We start from the raw sequence: 24,187 nt of genomic DNA, 5'->3' as shown, positions 1-24,187 counted from the left end.
CCCGCACATTTTCGGACAGGAAAGCAGCAGCGCACCAGCACAGGCAGCAGAGGGTATGGACGACATAGACATAGCGTTAGGGGGATTGTAAATCATGGCTGATAAAACAGACAATATTAAAACCAAACTTAGTTTTGACGGCGAGGCACAGTATAAAGCAGCCTGCAAAGAGATTAACAGCACCCTTAAGCTGCTTAACTCTGAAATGAAACTTGTAACGGCAGAGTATAAGAGCAATGCGAGCAGTGCAGAGGCGCTGAAAGCCAAGCAGGAAGTATTACGCAAAACTTACGACGAACAAAAGAAAAAGGTAGAGGAAACGGAAAAAGCCCTTGCAAAGTGCAAAGAGGCTACAGGAGAGAACAGCGAGGCGAGTAAAAAGCTGGAAACGCAGCTTAATTACCAGAAAACAGCCCTTGCGAATACAGAAACAGAGTTAGGAAAGACCACTACAGAGCTGGACAAGGCAGAAAAAGCCGCAGACGGAATGGGAAACGAGGTAGAGGACAGCGGAAAACAGGCGAAAGAGGCAACAAGCAAATTCAGCGGCTTTACAGAGGTTGTAAAAAAGGTTGCGACAGCAACGGCAGCAGCGGTGGCGGCAATCGGCACGGCAGCCGTAGCAGCAGGCAAGGCACTTTACGATATGGCAAGTGATACGGCATCTGCGGGCGACCAGATAGACAAGGAAAGCCAGAAAATGCAGATAAGCGCAAGCCTATACCAGCAGTTAAGCTATGCTTGCGAAAGGAGCGGCAGCAGCGTAAGCGACTTAACCAAAGGCGTTAAGAATATTACTACAGAGCTGGGGAAAACAGCAGAGGGAGCGAAAGGTGCAGGGGCGAGTTTTGAGGCTATCGGTGTATCGCTGAAAAATACAGACGGAAGTATAAAAAGCACGGAGCAGGTGCTTTTAGAGAGCATAGACGCACTGGCGGGCATGGAAGATGAAACACAGCGAAATGCAGCCGCACAGGATATTTTTGGAAAAAGTGCAGCCGAGCTTTTACCGTTGCTTAATTCTGGCGCAGACGGAATTAAGCAGCTTATGGACGAAACAGAAGAATACGGCATGATAATGTCGGACGAGGCAGTAGCAGCAAGCGCAGCGTTTGAGGACAGCTTAAGCCGCTTGCAATGGACGTTTAGCGGCGTAAAGAACAGTATCACTGGCGAAATGCTGCCGTCTATCACAATGATTATGGACGGACTAAGCGACCTTATGGCGGGACAGGACGACGCAGGCGAGAAGATAAAGCAGGGCGTTACTGGAATAATCAGCAATATTTCACAAATGATACCGCAGATATTGGAAGTGATAACGAATATAGCGGGGGCAGTGCTGGAAAGCGCACCCTCTATTATGCAGGCACTGGCGCAGGGCATTATAACGGCGCTGCCTACGTTATTGCCGACCATAACAAACGTAGTAACCAGCATTGCAACTATGCTGATACAGTTACTGCCGCAGATTTTAGAGGCGGGTATGCAGATACTCATAAGCCTTGCGCAAGGTATCGCACAGGCGCTGCCTACATTGCTGCCGACAATCGTAACGGTGGTTACGAATATTGTAACCATGCTGATAGAAAATATACCGCTGCTGATTACAGCAGCCTTACAGCTTATTACAGGGCTGGCACAGGGGCTGGTAGCAGCGTTGCCCGTACTGATTGAGGCACTGCCGGAAATCATAACGGCTATCATAAATGCGCTGATTGAGGGCATACCGCTTATTATCGAAAGTGCGGGCGATATTATAGTTGCGCTGATTGACGGCATCATAGATGCAATACCGCTTTTAATCGCAGCCATGCCGCAGATTATCGCAGCCATTGTAACAGGACTAATTACAGGGCTGCCTAAGATTTTGACGGCAGCAGGCAAGCTGGTAACGACAATCATAAACAAGATAAAAGAGCTGCCTACTCTGATACCGCAGGCAATCGCTGCGGGCGTTGAGAAAATAGCAGAGTGGGGCGCAAATATGCAGGAAAAAGGCGACACGGTTATAACAGATTTTGTAACGAAAGTTATAGATATTGTTAAGGAGCTGCCGCAGAAAATCTGGAACAGTATAGTAAGCGCAGTTACCAGAGTGGCTACATGGGGTGCAAATATGCAGACCAAAGCCAAAGAAGTAATGAACACCATGCTTACGAACATTGTAACGATTGTGAAAGAAACGCCTGCTAAAATCTGGAACAGCATAGTAGGAGCAGTTATCAGAGTGGCTACGTGGGGCGCAAATATGCTTACGAAAGCCAAAGAGGTAATGAACACAATGGTAACAGGCATTGTTACTATCGTGAAAGAAGTACCGCAGAAAATCTGGAACAGCATAGTAGGAGCAGTTACCAGAGTGGCTACGTGGGGCGCAAATATGCTTACGAAAGCCAAAGAGGTAATGAACACAATGGTAACAGGCATTGTTACTATCGTGAAAGAAGTACCGCAGAAAATCTGGAACAGCATAGTAGGAGCAGTTACCAAAGTGGCTACGTGGGGTACAAATATGCTTACGAAAGCCAAAGAGGTAATGAACACAATGGTAACAGGCATTGTTACTATCGTAAAGGAAATACCAGAGAAGATATACAACAGCATTTCTGGCGCAATTTCCAAAGTGGCTACATGGGGTACAGAAGTAAAGAACAAAGCCGTAGAGGGCATGAAAAATGTAATTACTGGCATAACCGACGTATTTAAGGATATTGGTAGTACGTTCGCTGGGTTCGGTAAGAACATGGTAGAGGGCATCTGGAACGGCATACATGGAGCTACGCAGTGGATAAAGGACAAAATAAGCGGCTGGGTAGGTAATGTTACCGACTTCCTTAAGGGATTATTTGGAATTAACAGCCCGTCTAAGCTGATGCGTGACGAAATCGGCGTATATCTGGCGCAGGGTATCGGCGTTGGCTTTTCTGATGAAATCGGCGGCGTTAAGAAAATGATTGAGGACAGCGTACCGCAGGAGTTCGACGTAGGCGCAAAGGTAAATGTAGGCAAAGAGTTTACATACGATTATGACGACAAAAAGCCAAAGCCGAGAGGTGGCGGCAGTGCAGCAGGCGGCGTAGTCGTCAATCAGTATATTTATGCGAATACTACGGACTACGCAAAGCAGCAGAAAGAGGCAGCCCGACAGTTCAGAATGATAGCAAGGACGGTGTAACACATGGAAAATGAAAAACTGACTTACATAAATTCAAGGGGCGAGCGGTTAGAGCTGGGAGTAGACAGCGTATACCATTGCAACATAAGTAAAGACGTAGAGGGTATTTCCGGCGTTACGAGCGTCATTTACAGCACAAACAGTATGGGACAGCACGGCGACACTTACGTAGGGCAGCGTATCGAGGCAAGGGACATAGACGTAGTGGGGCATATCAACACACGGGACAAGGCGCAGGCATTGGAACTGCGCCGCCGTATGCTTAAGATATTCAACCCAGAGCTTAGCGCTACGCTGGTGTATGAGTATGGCGGCTTTAAGCGTGTGATTGATTGCAGGGCGTATGGAGAGCCTAAGATACTAAAGAAAGAGGTACTTTATGAGTTTGATTTACAAATAGAGTGCCTTAACCCGTTCTGGCGGGAAGAGGAAGAAACAAAAGAGGATATAGCAAGCTGGGTGGCTGCGTGGCATTTTCCTTGCGTTATCGAAAAGGACAGCACAAAGAGCATGATATACGGATACCGGGCAGAAAGCGTAATAGTGGACTGCTACAACGAGGGCGACGTATCAACAGGAATGAGGATAAGGTTTACAGCACTGGGGACAGTTTCAAACCCGATACTGCTTAATGTGGATACCGAGGAATTTATACAGATTAACGCCACCATGAAAACGGGCGACGTGATAGAGATTAACACGAAGTACGGCAGCAAGGGCGCTAAGCTGATAAGGGACGGCGTAGAAACCGACTATTTCCGCTACATTGATGTAGACAGTACATTTATGCAGCTTGCCATAGGCGACAATATGTTTAGGTATGATGCAGCCAGCGGGGTAAATTCTCTGGAAGTATCCATATTCTACAGCAAGGAATTTTTAGGAGTGTGACGGTATGGAGCTTAGAGTATTCGATAAGACGGTGCAGCCGCTGGGAGCTATAGACGAGCTGGCAAGCCTACTATGGCATACAAAGTATTTTGACGTAGGAACTTTTAGCCTGCTTGCGCCGATTACGGACAATAACAGCCGTTTGCTGGTAGAGGGCAATTTAATAACCAAGCACGACGGGAAAAAGGAAGTAAAGACCGCTGACGGCGGCGTATGGCGCAGGGCAGCGCAGATAACCTACGTACACATTACCAAAGACGAGAACGGCTTAGAGCAGTTAGAGGCACAGGGCTATATGCTTAGCTGGTGGCTTAATAAGCGCTGCATTTATCCGCAGATTGTGGCAACAGGTACAAACCAGTACCTTATAAACCTTATGGTAAAAAACAACTGCGGCAGCGCAGCAGGAACAAAGCGACGTTTTCCATTGTTTACATTTCTGGCGCAGGAAACCATAGACGGCGTGGCGGTTGAATATGCAAACGAGGTATACGCACAACTGGGGCAGGAAGTAAAGGCAAGGGCGCAGGCTGGAAAGCTGGGCTATGACATTCTGCTTAACGAAAGAGAGGGACTGTTTGGCTTTTATCTGTATAAGGGCAATGACCTTACAGCCACAAATACCGAGGGTAACACGCCCTGCATATTTTCAAGAGATTTTGATAATGTCAATGAGCAGGAATATACAGCCAGTATAGAGAACTGCGGCAACTTTATTTATGTGCAGGGAGCAGCTGACGACGACGGCAGCCAGCCAGTAACCACAGTGGACGGCGAGGGCGCAACGGGGCTGGATTTGGTAGAGGTATTCTGCGACGCTACGGACATTGCCAGAAAGTACCAGCAAGGGGAAACAGAGGTAACAATACCGTTGAATACCTATATTGCAATGCTGAAAACGAGAGGCAGCGCAGAGCTGGAAAACTACGGCAAGAACATAAATTTTGTAAGTACCATAAATACAAATTCAAACTTGAAATTTAAGGCTGATTTTGATTTAGGCGACCGTATTACTTGCAAAGAAACCAAGTGGGGCATACAGATAGATGCACGTATTACAGAAGTAACAGAAACATACCAGAAAGGCGAGGAAACCATAGAGGCGACTTTTGGCGACAGCCTGCCGACGCTGGTAGACCAGATTAGGAAAGTGAGGTAGCAGAAATGGCAAACAGCTTACCGTTTAATGCCGTGGCAGTAGACGGAGAGTACGACAGGGTATATAAAGCCGAGGATTGGGCGTGGTACTTTGCTACTTTCATTGCAAACGGCATTTTTCCAAAGCCGAGCGACGGGCTACAGGTGGTAGCTTACAGCGGCATGGAAATAAGAGTAAATGCAGGCTATGCCTTTATAAACGGCTACGCCTTTAGAAATCCTGCAACGCTTAGCGTAACACTGGATACGGCAGAGGGAGCGCTTAACAGGGTGGACAGGGTAGTAGTTCGCTGGGATTTGCCGCAAAGAGATATGTATATTGCGGTGCTGAAAGGCACACCGTCTGCAAAGCCGACAGCAACGGCAGTAACCCGCACTACGGAAATATGGGAGCTTGCACTTGCAGATATTTACGTAGGCAAGGGCGTAACAAGGATACAGACGCAGAATATCACAGACCAGCGGTTTAATAGCGCAGTCTGTGGAATTGTGACGGGAACGGTGGAAGAGATAGACGCAAGCGTGCTTACAAAGCAGTTTACGGACTTTTTCAACACCTACAGCGCAGCCGTGCTGGACGAGTTCAGCGCATATAAGCAGAGTATGGAAAAGTACCTTACAGAGATTGCGGGTGTATATGACAGCTACGTAAGCAAGACAGAGGGTTTATTTGCGCAGTATGAGAGCCAGTTTAACGAAAGATACAGCAGTTTTGAAAGTACACTTGATAACTGGGACAATGAGCTTTTAAGCGCCTATACAGACTTTATGGCAAAAATTAAGCTATTCCAGTCGGACGCTGAAAACGAATTTAACACATGGTTTGAGAGCATCAAGGACAAGCTGGGCGGGGACATAGCAGGCAGCCTGCAACTGCAAATTGAAGAGCTGGCAGCAGCCATGCAGGAAGTGAAAGAGCAGGCAGAGGCAGGCACGAAAGAAACCAAAGAGGCAATAGCAGCGCTGGACGAGCGGCTTAAGAGGGTAGAAAGCGGCTGGGGCATTGACTATAAGCATGACGCTGTACTGGGATTGTGCTACATGGGTGCAGCATATATGAGCCAGCATTACGAAAGAACAGAAGAAACGGCAGTATTAGGGGATACCTACGTGGGTAATTCCTATCTTGCAAATACATTTTAGAAAGGCGGCAGACTATGAAAGGGTTTCCAAAGGTATTAAAGACAAAAGAGGATTATTACAACTGCCTTGCTATGGTAGCAAGCGGAGAACTGGCAGCAGCAGACTTGCTGGCAAAAATCGAGAGCGCAGAGAACCAGCGCTATATTGAGTGCGGCGTAGCAGCTGTAGAGGAAGAGAAAAAGGCGGTTACGGTATATTACTGCGACGAGGCAGCAGTAGGCATGAAGTTTGTAGCGGGCAGCGTATCCGGCACGGTGCAGGGAGTAACACATATCCAGACTGACGAGGCAGCGGCAGCAGGAGAGGCAGGAAACGACAGAACAGCCCTCACGCTTTCCAAAGCAGTAAAAGCGGGCTGCACGGTAATTGCGCTGGAACGCACAGACACCGTGGCAGGAATGACAACAGACGACATTGCAGCACTGAAAGGAGTATTAAAGCAGTATGAGTAGATTATTAGTGGACGACGTTACAAAGACAGACGCAAGGGCGCTTTTGAATGTAAATAAAATGGCTACAATCAGCGATATTGTAGCACCGAGCAACGAGTACATTTACGCCAGCGGAGCAAATGAGCTGACCGTAGTAGAGGGCTGCGTAATTGCCGTGGGTGGCGCTGGAATTTTCAAGACAGCAAATACCATTCTTACGGCTGCTAATCTGGACGCAGGCAGCACTTTTGCGGTAGGTAAGGACTATTACGTATATATCTGCGACAGCAGAATTGACAGCGCAGACGAGAAATACGTAATTTCCCTTAACTCTACATACCCGACAGGCTGGAACGCTACAAACAGCCGTAAAATCGGCGGCTTTCATTATGGACGCTGCCGCAAGGTGGACAGAAATTTACAGCCGCTTAATGGCAGCAGTGTTATTTTTGGCACTGGCTGGGAAAGTGCAGTAAGCAACGGCATTGTACCACGTTCTGTATGGACACTGGGACACCGCCCGAAATGCAGCCCAGAGGGTATGGTATATTTAGGCGGCGGCACATGGGTAGATATTTACCTTAATTCTGACGACGGAGCAAAGGGCTTAAAATCAGAGTACGGCTGCGCACCTATGACGGGTACAGAAAACATGAACTGGTACAACTTTGTAGAACGTCTGGCAAAGAGCGGTAAGCGCCTGCCGAACTATGCGGAGTTTTGCGCTTATGCTTTTGGCAGCCCTGCCGGACTGGATAACGCAAATACAAACGCATGGAGCGCCACCAGCAATACAGGCAGAGGCGTAACGGGCAGCGTAGTAAATGCCGTTTCTTCCGTGGGCGTTGTAGATGCCGTGGGGCGTGTATGGGAATGGCTGGACGAGCTTATTACAAGAGCGGAACACGCAACAAATGCAGACTACCACGCAAGCGTAGCGTGGGGCTGGGACAAGAAAAGCCCATTGAATACAGGCGAGAAGTCTTACGACGTTGGTAACATTTACCAGTATTACGCATATTCTCTGGCGGCGCTGCTGGCGGGCGGCTACTGGTACGATGGGGCGCGTTGCGGCGCTCGTGCCGTGAGTTGCAGCAGTTACCCGTGGGATGTCGATGCGATCGTTGGCGCTCGTGGGGCGTGTGACTCTCTGTAGACGGCGGGCGAAAGCCCAGCCGGATAAACGGGGGTAAGGCATGGACATACAGACAAAAACAGATATTATACACCAGAAAATATACGATTTTCTGCTATATATCTATCCTTTACTTGCAAAGTATCCAAAGTTTGAAAAATTCAGTTTACAGACGGCGACCAGAAACGCAATTCTTGAAATGCTGCAAGAGGTTATAAAGTGGGATAAGACGGCGACGAAAAGCCACTTATACACGGTAGATACGGCATTGCAGGAAAGTAAAGAATTGCTGCGGCTGGCGCATGATTTGGAATATAGCGCCATGAACGCACGGCACTACGGCGAGAGCTGCCGCAAGCTGAAAGAAATAGGCGTTATGCTGGGCGAAATGATAGAAGAGGTAAAGACCAGAAAATAGCAGGATATGGGGCAGCTGCTTACTTACAGCCTCTGGCGGCGCTGGTAGCGGGCGGCGACTGGGTCAATGGGGCGAATTGCGGCGCTCGTGCCGTGTATTGCAGCAATTACCCGTGGGGTGTCCTTGCGCACGTTGGCGCTCGTGGGGCGTGTGACTTAGTGAGAACATTACAGGCACAGAGTTCTACGGAATACTGGCAAGGACTTAGAAAGGGATAAGACCGAGTGTTTAATATCCTATAGTCAGAGCGGCTGTCCCGCCGTGAGGCAAAGAGAAAAAATACGGCTGCTGGTTAGTAGCTACGGCGAAAGGCAGGAGCTTAATACTTGAAGAGAGTAGGATACATTACCGATAAGGACGGGCGGCACATTACGCTTTTAGAGGCTATGGGCGACTACGGAAACGTACAGAAAGCATATAACAAAGCCAGAAAGTGTAAGCGCCACAGAAAAGACGTACTGATTTTTACGAAAGACAAAGAGGAAAATTTAGACAAGGTGCGGGAAGATATTCTAAACCTTGCCTATGAGCCGAGCGAATACCATTACTTTAAGGTGTACGAACCGAAAGAGCGGCAGATAATGGCACTGCCGTTCTATGACAGGGTGGTACAGCACGCCATAAACAACGTGTTAGAGCCTATATTTGATAAGCGGTTTATATCGCAGTCTTACGCCTGCCGGAAAGGTAAAGGTATGCACGCTGCATCTGATACGCTAAAAGAGTGGCTGTATGAGTGGAACAAATACCACCCAGACCAGCCACTTTATGCTATCAAGGCAGATATACACCACTATTTCCAGAGCATAGACCATGCGGTATTAAAGACTGAAATACGTAAGGTTATAAAAGACGCTGGGGTACTGGCATTGCTGGACAGGATAATAGACCACAACGGCAATATGCCGGACGGCGTAGGGATACCAGTGGGAAACCTTACCAGTCAGTTATTTGCAAATATCTATCTGGACGCATTAGACCAGTTTATTAAGCATGAGCTGGGCGTAGAGGCGTACATACGCTATATGGACGACTTTGTAATATTAAGCCCAGACAAGGAACAGCTGCGCAGCTGGCTTGCACGGATAGAGCAATTCTTACGGAAAGAGCTTAAGTTAGAGTTTAACCCGAAAACTACCATACTGGCAGCAAAGAACGGTATAGACTTTGTAGGCTACAAACACAGGGCGACGCACAGGAAAGTACGAAAGGACAGCATAAAGCGTATAAAGCGTACTATCAAGAAGTGCGAGAGCGGGAAAATCACAAAAGAACAGTTACAAAAGAGTATACAGAGCTGGACGGGACACGCAGGACACGCCGACAGCTATAACCTACGAAAGAAAATAGAAACGCTGGCAGAGGCAGCCATAGAAAAGGCTGCTTAAGCGGCAAAATGCAGGAGCGAGTACATGAGTAGCAATTTATTAAGGGTGGTACAGGAACAACAGGAAACCATAGAAAAGCAAAGCAGGCTTATTGCTGATTTAATAGCCACTCTGGAAAGCTGGGAGCAGACAGCGGGCTACGACGGCGCAGAGCTGAAAGAGCGGGCAGAAAATTTGCAATTAAGAGAAAGGCAGGATTTATGAACATGACTATTACAGAATTTATTGAGGCGGCGGCACATAACAAAATTATCCAGCTGGTAGTATTGGCGATTGTGTGCGACACGGTTTTTGGCGTGCTGCGTGCAATCAAAGAAAAGAAATTTAACAGCTGCGCAGGAATTGACGGGGCTATCAGAAAAGTAGGTATGCTTATTTCTCTGGTATTCATGCTGGCAATCGACGTACTGATTAAGATTAACTTAATCGGATTTATACCGGAGCAGGCACGTACATATTTAGGGCTTGACACCGTGGGCGTGGCTGAATTTTTCGCATTGCTTTACATTGCCTATGAGGTAGTGAGTATTTTTAAGAATATGGCATTATGTGGGTTGCCCGTAAAAAAGGTATGGGAAAAGGTACGGGAGTTTTTGGCAAAGTATACGGACGAGCTGCCGGACACAGACGAACTGGACGGGGACAGCACCACAGGCAGCGTAGAGGAACACAGGACACAGGAAAGATAAGGATAATAAGGACATAGCAGCAAAGAGCGCTTGCGGGACACCGCAGGCGCTTATTTTGTATGCGGAAAGGCGGGAAACATGAAAATTAACAGAATGATAAGCGGGTACAATTTCAACAAGGGCAGCATTTCCAGAATTAAGTATATTGTTATCCATTACGTAGGCGCACTGGGCGGCGCAGAGGATAACTGCCGCTATTATGGCGGCGGCAATAGAAATGCGTCGGCGCATTACTTTGTAGGATTTAACGGCGAGGTATGGCAGTGCGTAGAGGACGCTAATATAGCGTGGCATTGCGGAGCGTCGAGCTATAAGCACGCAGAGTGCCGGAACGCTAATAGTATCGGTATTGAAATGTGCGTAAGGAAGAAAAACACAAAGAGCATGGGCGCAACAGATAAAGACTGGTATTTTGAGGACGCAACAGTAGAGGCAGCGGCAGAGCTTACCCGTTACCTTATGAATAAATACGGCGTGCCTGCATCTCATGTAATCAGACATTACGACGTAACGGGCAAGATTTGCCCTAACCCGTATGTATATAACGCCAGCGCCCACACATGGGACGAGTTTAAGCGTAAAATCAGCGGACAGGCAGAAACACCGCAGGGCGGCAATGAAAAAATAATCTGGAATTTTCTTACAGGCAAGGGCTTAAATGCTTATGCCGTGGCTGGTATTATGGGTAATCTGTATGCTGAAAGCGGGCTTATGCCGAACAACTTACAGAACACCTATAACAATAAGCTGGGTAAGACGGACGCAGAATATACAGCGGCGGTGGATAATGGCAGTTATGGCAATTTTGTAAAGGACAGTGCAGGCTATGGGCTGGCGCAGTGGACGTATTGGAGCAGAAAGCAGGCGCTGCTTAATCATGCAAAACAGGCGGGCGTATCCATTGCAGACCTTAATATGCAGCTGGGCTTTTTATGGGAAGAATTGCAGGGATACACAGCAGTAATGGACGCACTGAAAAAGGCGGCCAGCGTGCGTGCTGCATCTGATGCCGTTCTTACTGGATATGAAAAGCCAGCAGACCAGAGCGAAACAGTAAAGAAAAAGCGTGCAGAGTACGGCGAGGGATACTATAAAAAGTATGCAGCAGGAAACGGTACAAAGTATTACAGAGTGCGCAAGAGCTGGACGGACGCAGCAAGCCAGCTGGGGGCGTTTACGTCGCTGGAAAATGCAAAGAGTGCTTGTAAGGCGGGCTATACTGTATATGATGATAACGGCAAGGCGGTATATACCGCAGCGGGGCAGCAGGCAAGCGCAGGCGTTCCGTTTAGCGTACAGGTGGATATTTTAGACCTTAATATCAGAACGGGAGCAGGCACAAACTATGCAAAGACGGGAGAAAAAACAGGAAAGGGAGTATTTACCATTGTGGAAGTGAAAGCCGGACAGGGCGCAAGCGCTGGCTGGGGACGCTTGAAGAGTGGCGCAGGTTGGATTAGCTTAGATTATGCCACAAGATTAGCTTAAGTTTTTGAGGGCGGGCGGTTTGCTGTCTGCCCTCTATTTTTTTACAATTTTATAGGATTTTCTGCATAAAAGCGTTGACAATATACCAAAGTTGGTATATAATAAAATCATGGAAAGGAGATAAGAACAAATAAGAGGCAAAGCCACTGGAAAGGAGAAACGGCACAATGGGTAAGAAAAAGAAACAAAAGAAAAAGCCTATCGAATGGCGAGACCTGACAATCAACGCATTGATAGACTTAATCATAGGCATAATACTTATCATAATCGGTAAGTACATAGGTTAGGGCGAAAGCCCTAACCGACAGGCGGGCGATAAGCCCGCCACCTATAAAAAATATATCACAAACCCACAGCCGAGTAAAGAGTATGCTTTTGAAATTAGGAGTATTTTTAGTAGTAGTAGGACTGGTAAAGCTGCTTATTGCTTTCGTTTTGAGAGCAAAGAAAAAGAGAGGTAAGGCATGAACTTAGGCGAGAACATAAGGAAAGCACGAAAAGCGGCGGGCGTTTCACAGTCAGAACTTGCGGAACGCCTGCAAGTCCACCAGAAAGATATAAGCAGGTGGGAGAATGGGGCGCACGCACCGACAATAGAAATGTTTGCGAAAATATGCAGAGAGCTTAACGCCTCTGCTGATGAAATTTTAGAATTGAAGTAGATACGAAAGCGAGGGCTTACTATGACAAAGAAAAAGGTAATTTTAGTGGCAGCGGCTGCATTATTTGCAGTAAGCGGTTTAACAGCGCTGCCGTCTGGAAATATAACAGGTGGGGTGGGCTGCATTGTGGTTGCGGCAGTATGCACCTATTTTGGACTGAAAAAGAAAAGCGCAGGAAAAGAGAGCGAAAACAGAACGCCTGCGCCTGCCGCTGCATCTGGTGGTAGAGTTTTAGATACAATCAGAACGAAAGTAGTAGGCGTGACGTTCAATAATGAGGACGGAGAAAACAGGCAGGATATTTTAAGCAGAATGTCCGGCAGTGAAGATATTACAGTAGAAAAGTATACATACAACGGAGAGCCTGCCGCATACGTAAAGTGGGGCGATAAGGTAATAGGCAATCTATCGGCAGAGCTGGCGGGGGACTTAGCGAGAAAGTACCCGAAAGCCCGCTACACCGCAGAAATACTGGAAATTTCTGGGGGGGGTACAGACGTTCGGGTGCAATATAGAGCTTGACGTAATCGAGGACGCAACGCCCAGCGTAAGCCAGCATACGGGAGAAACTACAGTATATGTAGACCGTAGCAACAAAAAATACCATAGTAAGCCTAACTGTTCGGGAATGAAAAACCCAAAGAGCATACCGCTAAGCCAAGCAAAGAAGAAATACACCGCTTGTAAAAAGTGTTGTAAATAGGTAAAGGCATAAGCCGCAGACTTGTAAAAGAGTTTGCGGCTTTTCGTCGTATATGGGGAAAGAACAGGAACGAAAGAGAGGTAGCAGAAATGGCGAATAAGAAAGGCAGCCGACAGCTGACATGGACAGACCGTATAAGTATTGAGGCATTGAAAAAAGCAGGGCATAGCGTGATAGAGATAGCAGAACAGCTGGGCGTACACCGCAGCACTATATACAATGAGCTTAAGAGAGGGGAATATATGCACAGAAATAGCGACTATACAGAAACATTAAGTTATAGCCCAAACAAGGCACAAATGAAAGCAGAGGAAAATTTAAAGGCAAGGGGTACACAGCTTAAAATAGGAAACGATATTGCATACGCTAATTATATAGAGGATAAAATAGTAAATGAAGATTACAGCCCAGCTGCGGTACTGGGAGAATTGAAAGCACAGGGGAAAGAGGGGGACTTTTCCGTAACAGTATGCGTAACGACCTTATACAGCTATATTGATAAGGGCATTTTCCTTAAGCTGTCTAATAAGAATTTGCCAGTAAAGAAGAATAAGAAGAGAAATTATAAGAAAGTACAGAGGCAACAGAAAAGGGCGACAGCAGGAGAGAGTATAGACAAACGCCCGAAAGAGATAGATACACGGGAAGAGTTTGGCAACTGGGAAATGGACAGCGTTTTAGGTAAGCGGGGAAAGTCGAAAAATACGTTGCTGGTACTGACAGAGCGGAAAACCAGAAACGAGATTATATTTAAACTGCCAGACCATACAGACGAGGCAGTAGTAGCGGCACTGGATAGATTAGAAAGAAAATGGGGCGCTGATATGTTTAAGCGGGTATTTAAGACAATCACGGTAGACAACGGCAGCGAGTTTGCAGACGCAGAGGGCTTACAGCGTTCTATTATCAACGAGGGAGAAAAGCGGACAAAGGTATATTACTGCCACCCTTATAGTAGCTGGGAACGTGGCACGAATGAGGTAACAAATAAGATGATACGCCGGAAGATACCGAAAGGCACAAATTTTGACGACAGGACAGAGGAAGAGGTAGAGAGTATAGAGAACTGGATAAACGGATACCCACGCAAAATACATGGCTACCATTCAGCGGGGGAATTATTCAAGGAAGAGGTAAAGCAGCTTGCATAACAACGGATACAGGGAGCGTGAGAGGCTGGCAGCAGTGGCAGCCTTAGTACTGCGCTGCCTAAAAGTGAAAATACACAATAAAACAGGCTGCGTATTGTGCAAAATGGCAAAACGATAAAAACATGAAAAAATGTCGATTTTAATGTTGACATTTTTAGCAGACAATTCAGAGTATGATGATATGCCAAACCGGAGTATTATAATTTCAGATCATTCCAGTCTCAATATCACTGATTGTGACTGGCACGGAATGACGGTCAATCCGGTAGACGTGACGGTAGAAAAATATTCACATATCGATATTACGGGGTGTGGAAATCCGAACTACGGTGGTGGAATTGGCTGCTATTACGGAAAACTGAGCGTAACGGATCATTCTGATGTGACAACGAATCAGAATATTGGTAGCGCCTGGGGAATTTTTGTAAAAGAGCTGTTTGTAGACGGTACTTCAAAACTGATTTCCTGTAGAAATACCGGAAATGGGCTGGATGTCGGAGGAAAAGGAACCATTGAGGGAGGAGCTGAGATCAGTCTCGACGGAAATGGGAAAAGAGGTCTTCAGGTATATAGCGGCAGCGATTATTGGTACGGCGATGTTGAAGTCAAAGCAGGGGCAATTGTATCGGCCTGTGAAAATAGATCAAACGGGATTTTAAATACGTATAAGCTGTTTGTTGAGAATGGAGCAACGCTTAAGGTTGAAGAGAATCATGATCGCGGAATCCGTAACGTGAGAGAACTGACTTTAAATGCAGGCAGCGTTTGTAAAAATCAAACGGGTTCAACCGGAGCAGGAATTTTCAATGAGGGAACCTTGAAGATCGGCACTGGCGTCCGCATCTGCAATAACCACGCAGCCATCTACGGTGGCGGCCTCTATAACGGGGAAAACGGAACCGCTGAGCTTTCGGACGGCGTGATTCTCTACAACAACCACGCAGCCAAAGGTGCTGACGATATTTACAACACTGCAGGGCGGAAGCTGACCTTCTGCGCAGTCGGAACCGGTTGGAACCTCGACGACTGCAATCACCGCATCGACGGCTGGTATGACGATACAGAGGGCTCAAGATGGAACGCAGACGATAATCTTCCGGAAAATCGTCATATCGTTTCGGTAGCTTCCGGCGAATATGAGACGGGATTTCAGATCAAGGCGGCTCATGGCGCGGAGATCTATGAGACGACAAGTTATCCGATCGATAAAAAGGCAGACGGCGAGGACGAGATCGGAACCGTAAGTCAGGGAAAGAAGATCAGGTTTACACTGAGCTCCAGTCTTCCTAAGCTGCTTGCACGCTATGTTGTGACGGCATCCAACGCCTCACCGGCAAACTCCGCAAGGGAGATTCGCAAAGTCCGCGTACACAGTGCGTCCGGCGCGGGAACAGTCCGCGTATACAGCGCGTCCGGTGCGGAGACAGTCCGCGTGTACAGTGCATCCGGTGCAAGAAGAGCGAGAAGCGTAAGCGGGGACAACTTCGATAATGAGATTTCTACACAGACTCTTTCTGCAGATGAAAAATATGCGATCCCGGATTCTGTTGTGGAGACCATGGTCTTCCACGATGAGATGAACCGGTATCTGAAGTTTATTGACGGTACGCTCCGTGTGACCGCGGGCAGGGCTGGAAAAGAAGTTCCTTCCGGGTATTACACGGTAACAGCCAGTGGTTCCAACGCATTCCGGGTTGAGGTTGATCTTGTAAAACTCTTTAATACCGGAATCATCGATTATGAAGATCTGACGGGTGAAAATCCGATTACAGTGACCTATGAAGCGGTCGTGACAGACGACGCGATCCAGGGGGACGAGCTGTTTAACGAAGCCTGGGTCAACGATGGAGAACATGACTCCGTGGAAGGTGATGTCCTCGATAAGAAGGTTCCGTCCACAGGCGGAATGGGACGGGGAATGTTCACGGGTCTGGGACTCCTGTTTATGGGCACAGCGGCAGCAGCGTGGAAGAGAAAAAGAAGCATGTAGATCAGATACAGAAATCGATGTAGAAGGAAGGAATCCAAAATGACAGGAATTCGGAAAAAGAATAAGATCCTGGGCTTTATTTTTGCCGTGCTTGCGGTATGGATGTTGATATTTCAAAATCCGTCCTACGCGGCACAGCGGGGTAGTCTGAACGTAAAAACAGAACAGGCCGGAATGACGGTATATCTCTATCGGGTTGCAGAAAAACAGGCGGGTGTCTATGTGCTGAATGAGAAATTTCAGGCATCCGGTGCGGATGTTTCCGGGGGTGGTTCCAGAGAGGCTGCGATCACTCTTACAAATTTTGTGAAGGCGCAGGGGATCCAGCCTTACCGGACCGGAACGGGAAGCGGAAAGCATGTGGTTTTTCGGAATCTCCCGGATGGAGAGGCTCTCTACCTTGTGACGGGGGATCCGATGACCGTTGGCGGCAAGACCTACATTCCGGCACCGGTTCTCGTGGAAGCGGGCGGTGCCGCGGCGGAAGCAGATATCAAGTGTGACATTGAAGAACCGGAAAATCCGACAAACCCAACGGAACCGACGAATCCGACCGAACCCACAAACCCGACGGATCCATCGAATCCGACCTCTCCGACCCGTTATTATGATGACAGCGATGATGACGACTGGGATCCGACTCCGAATAAGAAGCCGACGATCACAACAGCGGCTGACGAGACGGTGACGATCACAGATGCGGAGACACAGTCGGAAACCAGAGTGGAGGAGAGTACGGCAGAGAGTGAAACAGAGACATCTACGGAGACAACCGTGGAGAACGAAAAGAAGCTTCCCCAGACAGGACAGCTGTGGTGGCCGGTAGGGATCCTGCTCTCCGCAGGCGCAATCCTTCTGGCGGCAGGTCTTGTGATGAAAAAGAGAAGTAAAGAAAAATAAAAAAATTAAAGAGAAACATGAGGTACAAATATGAAAAAGCAAACGCTTCATCCAATCATGATTGCGTTACTGGCACTTTTTGTTCTGCTGCAGGCATTCTGTCTGACAGCATTCGGCGCTGAAAATCCGGAGGTATGTATTCCGGCTGGAACAGATACGGAGACTGTGAATCAGATTCTGACAGAAACGCTGCTCCCGGACAGTGAAGATACACTGGAATGGGAGTACGAGTGTGTTGGAAAGGAAGATGGTGGTCTGCTGAAAAATACCGCCTGGGGATCAGTAGGCGGATTTGAAAGTACAACAAAAAAATACTTTGTGACTCACACCTATATCCATCCGGCGCTGGCAGACAATGCGGATGGTGAATATAAGGTACGCACAGGAGAGAAAAAATTCACAATCAGAAAAACAGCAAAACCTACCGTGGATTGCGAACTGCTCCGGGATCAGGAAATTCCGCTGATATATGACGAGGACGGAACCCTTAATGCCGAAGAGACGAAAGAAGAGATCTTCACGAGAGTTTTTTCAGCTTCCAATGCGGAGTTTATTACCTGTGACGATGTGACGATCCAGTACTACGGTAAAGCTGAGTCAGGCTCTGTAGGAAATCTCGGAAAGAACTGGGTCGCACTGGACGGGGAGACGGTGAATCTCCTGACCTATCCGGCAATCCCGGCAGGAAAACAGAAGATCCGTATTTTATGGGACGGCAATGAGGAGTATTCCGGTTTTGAAAAAGAGACAGACGTGACCATGACGGAACGGGAGCAGATGAAGTTCAATCTGAAAGAGGCTCCTTACGAAGTAGGGCTTGTTTTTGATCATGATCAGAATATCGATTATACTGCAACAGCAAAAGCGATCTACGAGGCTGTAGTGGAGTCCACAGAACCGGAAGTGGATTTTGATGAGTTCGAGGTGAAGTACAATGCAGATCCTTCCGGGCTCATTGAAAATTTCAAACCGCTCGATGATGAGTCACTTGTAACAAAGAAATTCGGCCCGGGAAGCTGGAAGATCCGTATTTCCTGGGGCGGAAGCAGGAATTATGCGCCGGGCAGCGTGACGGTATCAGTAGCAGTGACGGACAACCGGATCAACAGTAAAGTCGTATTAAAGAGCGAAATCTCCTTCACATATAATAAGGATGTGGAAGCAGTAAAACAGGCGGTTCTTGACAATGTGATCGACTGGGAAAATTCCGAGCTTCCGGAGTGGGACACACTGTCTGTTGACGATTTCACTTTTTCCTACAATGCGAGACTTTCTCTTCTGGACGGTTTGAGCAGCGAGCTCGGTGACAGCTTTGCTGACAAATTCCTGAACGGAGAAGGAATCAGGGACGATGTTCCGTTTGAAGGAAAAAGCTATGAGCTCGGCGGAAAGGTTCTCGGAAGCTTCCCGCAGATCGGCGCAGGCGAGCAGAAGATCAAAGTGACCTTCAAGGGAAATTCGGAGTATCGCGCAAGTGAAGAAGCTGAGGGCAGCGTGACCATCAACAAAGCAAATGTGAAGGTCAGCGTCAACAGCGCCAGCAGATATGTGAGCGAGGCTGTGAAGGGCGGAGAGCTTGTCTCTACGGATCCGGAGGATCAGTTCAACCTGTATATCATCTACGCCGGAATCACCAGCAATGTGACTACAGGCGTTTATCTGGAGCTTCCGGAACAGTATACCTCCAACAGCACTGTCATCAAGATCGTAGATAAGGCGCTGGAAAGCTTAAATCAGCCAACCCTGACAGAAATGCTGCAGAATGGCATCACGGTCGGTGAGCTTAGAAAGCTTCTAAATGCCAGTGAAGTGATCGATGTGCTTAAGAAGATCGGTGTGGATACCGGCGCTCTGGGACAGGTCATCAAGGTGATCAACAAGCTTCCGTCCATCGCTGATAATCTCCGGATCAGTATCGGTGCCCCGAATCATGCTGGAATTTACAGCGTGACAGCAGTCACCGACAATAAGAACTACAATACGGGTGTCGGCGCCGGCGCTCTTGTCTTAAAGGCTGACAAGGCAAAGCTTGTATGGAACCAGAGTATCGGCAAAAAGATCTCCGCAGCGGAAGCGGCGGGTGCTGATTTTGGCGCACATCTCGAGATCGGCGGGGAGAGAGTTGGCGACCAGTCCAGCGTCAGCGTGCTCTACTCTGGATTTACAAGTAAATGGAGAGCATACTCCAGCACCACAACCCCGCCGACTGAGCCGGGGCGTTACACGATGACCGTAGTCGTTCTCGGCGGCAATTACCTTGCCTCCCCGATCAACCGATCGTTCCAGATCACCAAATAAATTAAGAAAAGAAATTGGAAACCAGCTGATGAAAATCGCAGAGTCCAGGTGACGGCTGTTATTTATAACAGGCGTGATCAGATCAGGCAACTGACCAATATGGATTTAGAATAATAAGAATTATAAAACAACGAAGTGGACAGCCCCAACAGGAACTGCCCACTTCTTTTGTTATCCGAATATTTCTTTTAATTAGTACAGCTTCGCACCAGCCGGGATATGGTTATCAACCATGAGAAGGTTTAACTTCTCCTCGCCCTCTTCAGTATGGATTGCACTAAGCAGCATACCGCAGGAATCGATTCCCATCATGGCTCTCGGCGGAAGGTTTGTGATCGCGATCAGGGTCTTTCCGACAAGCTCTTCCGGCTCGTAGAAAGCATGGATACCGCTTAAGATCGTGCGGTCTGTGCCGGTTCCGTCATCGAGTGTGAACTGAAGGAGCTTTTTGCTCTTCTTGACTGCTTCGCAGGCTTTTACCTTAACAGCGCGGAAATCGCACTTGCTGAATGTCTCGAAATCAACATAATCAGCGAACATCGGCTCGATCACAACTTTGGAGAAGTCGATGACTTCCGGAGCTGCGTTCTCGGATGTCTTAACGACCGGTTTCTCAGACTTCTTTGTGTCTAAGGACTTCATTGTCGGGAAGAGCAGTACGTCACGGATCGCCGGGGAGTTTGTAAATAACATAACAAGACGGTCGATACCGTATCCGATACCACCGGTCGGCGGCATACCGATCTCAAGGGCATTTAAGAAGTCCTCATCTGTTGTGTTTGCCTCGTCATCACCGGCAGCAAGAGCAGCCTCCTGTGCTTTGAAACGCTCTCTCTGGTCGATCGGGTCGTTTAACTCGGAGTATGCGTTACACATCTCACGGGCATAGATATAGAGCTCGAAACGCTCAACCTGCTCCGGATGATCTGGTTTCTTCTTGGTAAGCGGGGAGATCTCGATCGGATGGTCTGTGATGAAGGTCGGCTGGATCAGGTGCTCCTCAACGAACTCCTCGAAGAAGAGGTTGATGATGTCGCCGCGAACGTGACGATCTTCGTAGTGAACGCCCTTCTCATCCGCTAATTTCTTTGCTTCCTCAGTTGTCGTGATCTCGTTGAAATCAATACCGGTGTATTTCTTGATCGCATCGATCATGGTCAGGCGCTCGAACGGCTTTCCAAGGTCGATCTCAACATCCGCATACGGGATCGTTGTGGATCCGCAGATCTGCTCTGCGATATGACGGAACATGTTCTCGGTGAGGTCCATCATTCCCTTGTAGTCTGTATATGCCTGGTATAACTCCATCAGAGTGAATTCCGGGTTGTGTCTTGTGTCAAGACCTTCGTTACGGAATACACGGCCGATCTCGTAAACACGCTCCATACCGCCGACGATGAGTCTCTTTAAGTAGAGCTCGAGGGAGATACGAAGTTTAACGTCCTCGTCAAGTGCATTGTAGTGAGTCTCGAACGGTCTTGCAGCAGCACCGCCGGCATTTGCAACGAGCATCGGAGTCTCAACCTCGAGGAATCCGAGGTTATCTAAATATCTGCGGATGCAGCTGATGATCTTGGAACGCATCACGAATGTCTTCTTTACGTCCTCGTTCATAATCAGGTCCACATATCTCTGACGGTAACGGGTATCTGTGTTTGTGAGTCCGTGGTATTTCTCCGGAAGGATCTGTAAGCTCTTGGAGAGCAGAGTTACGGAATGGGCATGAACAGAGATCTCGCCCATCTTTGTTGTGAATACAAAGCCTTTGATGCCGACGATATCGCCGATATCCATCTTCTTGAAGTCTTTGTAGGAATCGTCACCGAGCTCATCACGGGATACATAGCACTGGATGTTGCCCTTGAGGTCCTGGACGTTGCAGAAAGAAGCTTTACCCATCACACGCTTGGACATGATACGTCCGGCGATGGAAACTTCCTTTCCGTCATATTCTGCGTAATTGTCTTTGATATCTGCGCTGTGAGTATCCTGATCATACTTTGTGATCTGGAACGGGTCCTTGCCCTCTGCCTGTAATTCAGCAAGCTTTTCGCGGCGCACCTTTAAGAGCTGGTGGATATCCTGCTCTTTTGCATTTGCATTCTTGTTCTGATTCTGCTGTTCAGCCACTTTTCTTTTCTCCTTTAGTCTACTCTCTTAATATCAAGTACCTTGTACTGAATGATTCCGGATTGTGTCTCGACGTCAACAACGTCGCCAACGCGTTTTCCGATCAGCGCGTGTCCGACCGGGGACTCGTTGGAGATCTTATTCTCAAGGCTGTTTGCCTCTGTGGAACCAACGAGCTTGAATTCCATCTCCTCGTCGAAATCGACATCGTAAACCTTTACGATACATCCGACGTTGATCTTGTCAAGGTTTACCTCGTCCTCAACAACGACCTCCGCGTTCTTTAACAGCTTCTCGAGCTCTTCGATTCTTAACTCAATATCTCTCTGCTCATCTTTCGCAGCATCGTACTCGGCGTTCTCGGATAAGTCTCCCTGTTCTCTTGCCTCTTTGATCTTCTGGGCAATCTCACGACGGCGGTTTACTTTCAGATCCTGAAGCTCATCCTCGTATTTTTTCAGTCCTGCATAAGTTAAAATATGTTTCTTATCAGCCATGACGTCTTACCTTTCTTATTGTTTCGGGGCAGAATGACCCTTTATAATTTTTAGCTTTACATTCTCTGTATTATAGCGTGTAGAATTGGGATTGTCAAGAAGCCGAAAGCCTTAGTTTTGGTGGATTTTTGCGGAGTTTCGTGGGGATGTGACAGAAAGTGCGGGGGAAGTGTATTTATTATAGAAAGAACGCGGAGACCCTGTACAGTAACGAAAGAGCAGTTCGACAAAGTAGATTTGTTGATTTATAGCGACAGATGCTTTATACTTATGATAATAAACAGGAATATAAAAGAGCATTTCTGCAAGAATTGGGAATAAAAGTAAGCGCAGAGCTTTTTATTTTAGTGGAAGATGAGGAAAAAAAGATGGTAACAGGAGAACTGAAAAATAAAATAGACAGTTTATGGGAGATATTCTGGACAGGCGGTCTGACGAATCCGCTGGAGGTAATCGAGCAGATGACGTATCTGATGTTCATCCGGGATCTGGATGATGCGGATAATACTCATGCAAAGGAAGCAGCGATGCTCGGAATTCCTTATAAGAGTATTTTTGCGGGACAAGTGCAGATTGGTGAGCGGATGGTTGATGGAAATCAGTTAAAATGGAGTGTGTTCCATGATTTCCCGGCGGAAAAGATGTATGCAAACATGCAGGAACTTGTATTTCCGTTCATGAAAAATCTTCATGGAAATAAAGAAAGCGCCTATTCAAAGTACATGGGAGACGCGATCTTCAAAGTTCCGACACCGCTTATGCTGGATAAGATCGTGAATGCGCTGGATGGTGTTTACGAACAGATGGAACAGTTAAAGAAAGCGGATACCAGGGGCGATGTCTATGAATATTTATTATCAAAACTTGCAACAGCAGGTGTAAACGGACAGTTCCGGACTCCGAGACACATTATCCGGATGATCGTCGACATGATGCAGCCAAAGCCAGATGATGTGATCTGTGACCCGGCCTGCGGTACATCCGGCTTTTTGGTGACAGCCAGCGAATATCTGCGGGAGAATTGCAAAAAAGAAGTCTTATTTGATAAGGCGAACAAAGACCATTATATGAATCATATGTTTCATGGCTATGATATGGACCGTACGATGCTTCGAATTGGTGCCATGAACATGATGACCCACGGTGTGGAAAATCCATCGATCGAGTATCGTGACAGCCTGAGTGACCAGAATCCGGACAAAGAGAAGTACAGCCTGATTCTTGCCAATCCGCCGTTTAAGGGTAGCCTCGATTACGACATCGTATCTGCGGATCTCTTAAAAGTCTGCAAAACAAAGAAAACAGAGCTTCTGTTCCTGGCACTTTTCTTAAGAATGCTGAAAATCGGCGGCCGGTGCGCCTGCATCGTCCCGGATGGCGTATTATTCGGATCATCGACCGCACACAAGGCGATCCGGAAAGAGCTGATCGAGAACAACCGCCTGGAAGCCGTCATCTCCATGCCGTCTGGGGTATTTAAACCCTATGCAGGAGTTTCTACTGCAATCCTGATCTTTACAAAGACCGGTCATGGCGGCACCGACAAAGTCTGGTTTTACGACATGAAAGCAGATGGACTCAGTCTTGACGATAAGAGAAGTGAAATTTCTGAGAATGATATTCCGGACATTATTGAGCGATTCCATCATCTGGAAAAGGAGACAGACCGTGAACGCACCGAGCAGAGCTTTTTCGTCCCGAAGGAAGAAATTGTGGAGAACGATTATGACCTCTCCATCAATAAATATAAGAAGATCGAGTATGTTCCGGTAGAATACCCGTCTACGCTGGAGATCATGACCGAGCTTCGGGAGCTGGAGATGAAGATCGGGGAAGAGATGGATGAGCTGGAAAGACTGCTGGGGTTGTAGAAGATGATGGAAAGAGAATATGGAATTGGGAGATTTTCGGAGATGGAAAATGGACAATTCAGGTTT

At 47.6% G+C, this 24,187-nt stretch carries 20 protein-coding genes; 18 read left to right on the top strand and 2 right to left on the bottom strand.

Translation table 11 applies throughout. From position 1 onward, the window contains the following. Positions 1 to 94 precede the first annotated feature (94 nt). From ACI3EW_RS11285 to ACI3EW_RS11205, 17 genes are all read left to right on the top strand, one after another. Complete coding sequence (locus tag ACI3EW_RS11285; RefSeq protein WP_405578222.1) at positions 95 to 3,178, top strand: hypothetical protein; 3,084 nt, start codon at positions 95 to 97, stop codon at positions 3,176 to 3,178. 3 nt (positions 3,179 to 3,181) lie between these two features. Beyond that, on the top strand, positions 3,182 to 4,069 hold the full coding sequence (locus ACI3EW_RS11280; RefSeq protein ID WP_003023324.1) for a phage tail family protein: 888 nt from the start codon (positions 3,182 to 3,184) through the stop codon (positions 4,067 to 4,069). Positions 4,070 to 4,073: 4 nt separating this feature from the next. Beyond that, on the top strand, positions 4,074 to 5,228 hold the full coding sequence (locus ACI3EW_RS11275) for a siphovirus ReqiPepy6 Gp37-like family protein (protein ID WP_129879522.1): 1,155 nt from the start codon (positions 4,074 to 4,076) through the stop codon (positions 5,226 to 5,228). A gap of 5 nt (positions 5,229 to 5,233) precedes the next feature. Continuing rightward, positions 5,234 to 6,370: a hypothetical protein gene (locus tag ACI3EW_RS11270; RefSeq protein WP_405578217.1), complete on the top strand. Its 1,137-nt coding sequence runs from the start codon at positions 5,234 to 5,236 to the stop codon at positions 6,368 to 6,370. Positions 6,371 to 6,384: 14 nt separating this feature from the next. Beyond that, positions 6,385 to 6,822 carry a hypothetical protein gene (locus tag ACI3EW_RS11265; RefSeq protein WP_003023317.1) on the top strand — a complete coding sequence of 146 codons (438 nt, stop codon included), beginning with the start codon at positions 6,385 to 6,387 and terminating at the stop codon, positions 6,820 to 6,822. Beyond that, entirely contained in the window at positions 6,815 to 7,957 is a 1,143-nt protein-coding gene (locus tag ACI3EW_RS11260; protein WP_405578214.1) for a phage major tropism determinant, read from the top strand. Before ACI3EW_RS11265 ends, ACI3EW_RS11260 begins: the two co-directional genes overlap by 8 nt. 40 nt (positions 7,958 to 7,997) lie before the next feature. Beyond that, on the top strand, positions 7,998 to 8,354 hold the full coding sequence (avd, locus tag ACI3EW_RS11255; RefSeq protein WP_003023311.1) for a diversity-generating retroelement protein Avd: 357 nt from the start codon (positions 7,998 to 8,000) through the stop codon (positions 8,352 to 8,354). Positions 8,355 to 8,680: 326 nt separating this feature from the next. Further along, positions 8,681 to 9,742 carry a reverse transcriptase domain-containing protein gene (locus ACI3EW_RS11250; RefSeq protein ID WP_405578211.1) on the top strand — a complete coding sequence of 354 codons (1,062 nt, stop codon included), beginning with the start codon at positions 8,681 to 8,683 and terminating at the stop codon, positions 9,740 to 9,742. Between the two features lie 24 nt (positions 9,743 to 9,766). Beyond that, on the top strand, positions 9,767 to 9,946 hold the full coding sequence (locus tag ACI3EW_RS11245) for a hypothetical protein (RefSeq protein WP_002591286.1): 180 nt from the start codon (positions 9,767 to 9,769) through the stop codon (positions 9,944 to 9,946). Between the two features lie 2 nt (positions 9,947 to 9,948). Further along, positions 9,949 to 10,431, top strand: coding sequence for a phage holin family protein (locus ACI3EW_RS11240; RefSeq protein WP_330377826.1), 483 nt, complete (start codon positions 9,949 to 9,951; stop codon positions 10,429 to 10,431). A gap of 78 nt (positions 10,432 to 10,509) precedes the next feature. After that, a complete protein-coding gene (locus ACI3EW_RS11235; protein ID WP_405578206.1) occupies positions 10,510 to 11,919 on the top strand; it encodes a phage tail tip lysozyme in 1,410 nt (469 codons plus the stop codon). Positions 11,920 to 12,383: 464 nt separating this feature from the next. After that, the gene (locus ACI3EW_RS11230) at positions 12,384 to 12,581 is read left to right on the top strand and encodes a helix-turn-helix domain-containing protein (protein ID WP_003023288.1); all 198 of its coding nucleotides are present in this window, start codon (positions 12,384 to 12,386) and stop codon (positions 12,579 to 12,581) included. 21 nt (positions 12,582 to 12,602) lie between these two features. Next, on the top strand, positions 12,603 to 13,103 hold the full coding sequence (locus ACI3EW_RS11225) for a hypothetical protein (protein ID WP_405578201.1): 501 nt from the start codon (positions 12,603 to 12,605) through the stop codon (positions 13,101 to 13,103). A 270-nt stretch (positions 13,104 to 13,373) separates the two neighbouring features. Beyond that, positions 13,374 to 14,435 (top strand): IS30 family transposase, encoded by a 1,062-nt coding sequence (locus ACI3EW_RS11220; RefSeq protein ID WP_129879532.1) that lies wholly within the window; start codon positions 13,374 to 13,376, stop codon positions 14,433 to 14,435. Positions 14,436 to 14,577: 142 nt separating this feature from the next. Beyond that, the gene (locus ACI3EW_RS11215; protein ID WP_405578198.1) at positions 14,578 to 16,425 is read left to right on the top strand and encodes a hypothetical protein; all 1,848 of its coding nucleotides are present in this window, start codon (positions 14,578 to 14,580) and stop codon (positions 16,423 to 16,425) included. A 39-nt stretch (positions 16,426 to 16,464) separates the two neighbouring features. After that, positions 16,465 to 17,325 (top strand): LPXTG cell wall anchor domain-containing protein, encoded by an 861-nt coding sequence (locus tag ACI3EW_RS11210; protein ID WP_405578195.1) that lies wholly within the window; start codon positions 16,465 to 16,467, stop codon positions 17,323 to 17,325. 30 nt (positions 17,326 to 17,355) lie between these two features. Beyond that, positions 17,356 to 19,623, top strand: a complete 2,268-nt coding sequence (locus ACI3EW_RS11205) for a hypothetical protein (RefSeq protein WP_485662983.1) — start codon at positions 17,356 to 17,358, stop codon at positions 19,621 to 19,623. 192 nt (positions 19,624 to 19,815) lie between these two features. Here the strand turns inward: ACI3EW_RS11205 and lysS are convergent, their stop codons facing one another. Both lysS and greA read right to left on the bottom strand, forming a co-directional pair. Next, positions 19,816 to 21,753, bottom strand: a complete 1,938-nt coding sequence (gene lysS, locus ACI3EW_RS11200; protein WP_021905726.1) for a lysine--tRNA ligase — start codon at positions 21,751 to 21,753, stop codon at positions 19,816 to 19,818. 14 nt (positions 21,754 to 21,767) lie between these two features. After that, positions 21,768 to 22,250, bottom strand: coding sequence for a transcription elongation factor GreA (gene greA / locus ACI3EW_RS11195; protein ID WP_117484601.1), 483 nt, complete (start codon positions 22,248 to 22,250; stop codon positions 21,768 to 21,770). A 368-nt stretch (positions 22,251 to 22,618) separates the two neighbouring features. Between greA and ACI3EW_RS11190 the strand changes: the two genes are divergently transcribed. Continuing rightward, positions 22,619 to 24,121, top strand: coding sequence for a class I SAM-dependent DNA methyltransferase (locus ACI3EW_RS11190; protein ID WP_215703634.1), 1,503 nt, complete (start codon positions 22,619 to 22,621; stop codon positions 24,119 to 24,121). Positions 24,122 to 24,187: the final 66 nt, after the last annotated feature.

The sequence above is a fragment of the Pilosibacter rotomagensis genome (genome assembly GCF_045062245.2).
In the GTDB taxonomy this organism is placed as follows: Bacteria; Bacillota; Clostridia; order Lachnospirales; family Lachnospiraceae; genus Pilosibacter.
The sequence above is the reverse complement of the archived record's forward strand: the minus strand, read 5'-3'. Positions and strand labels throughout refer to the sequence as shown.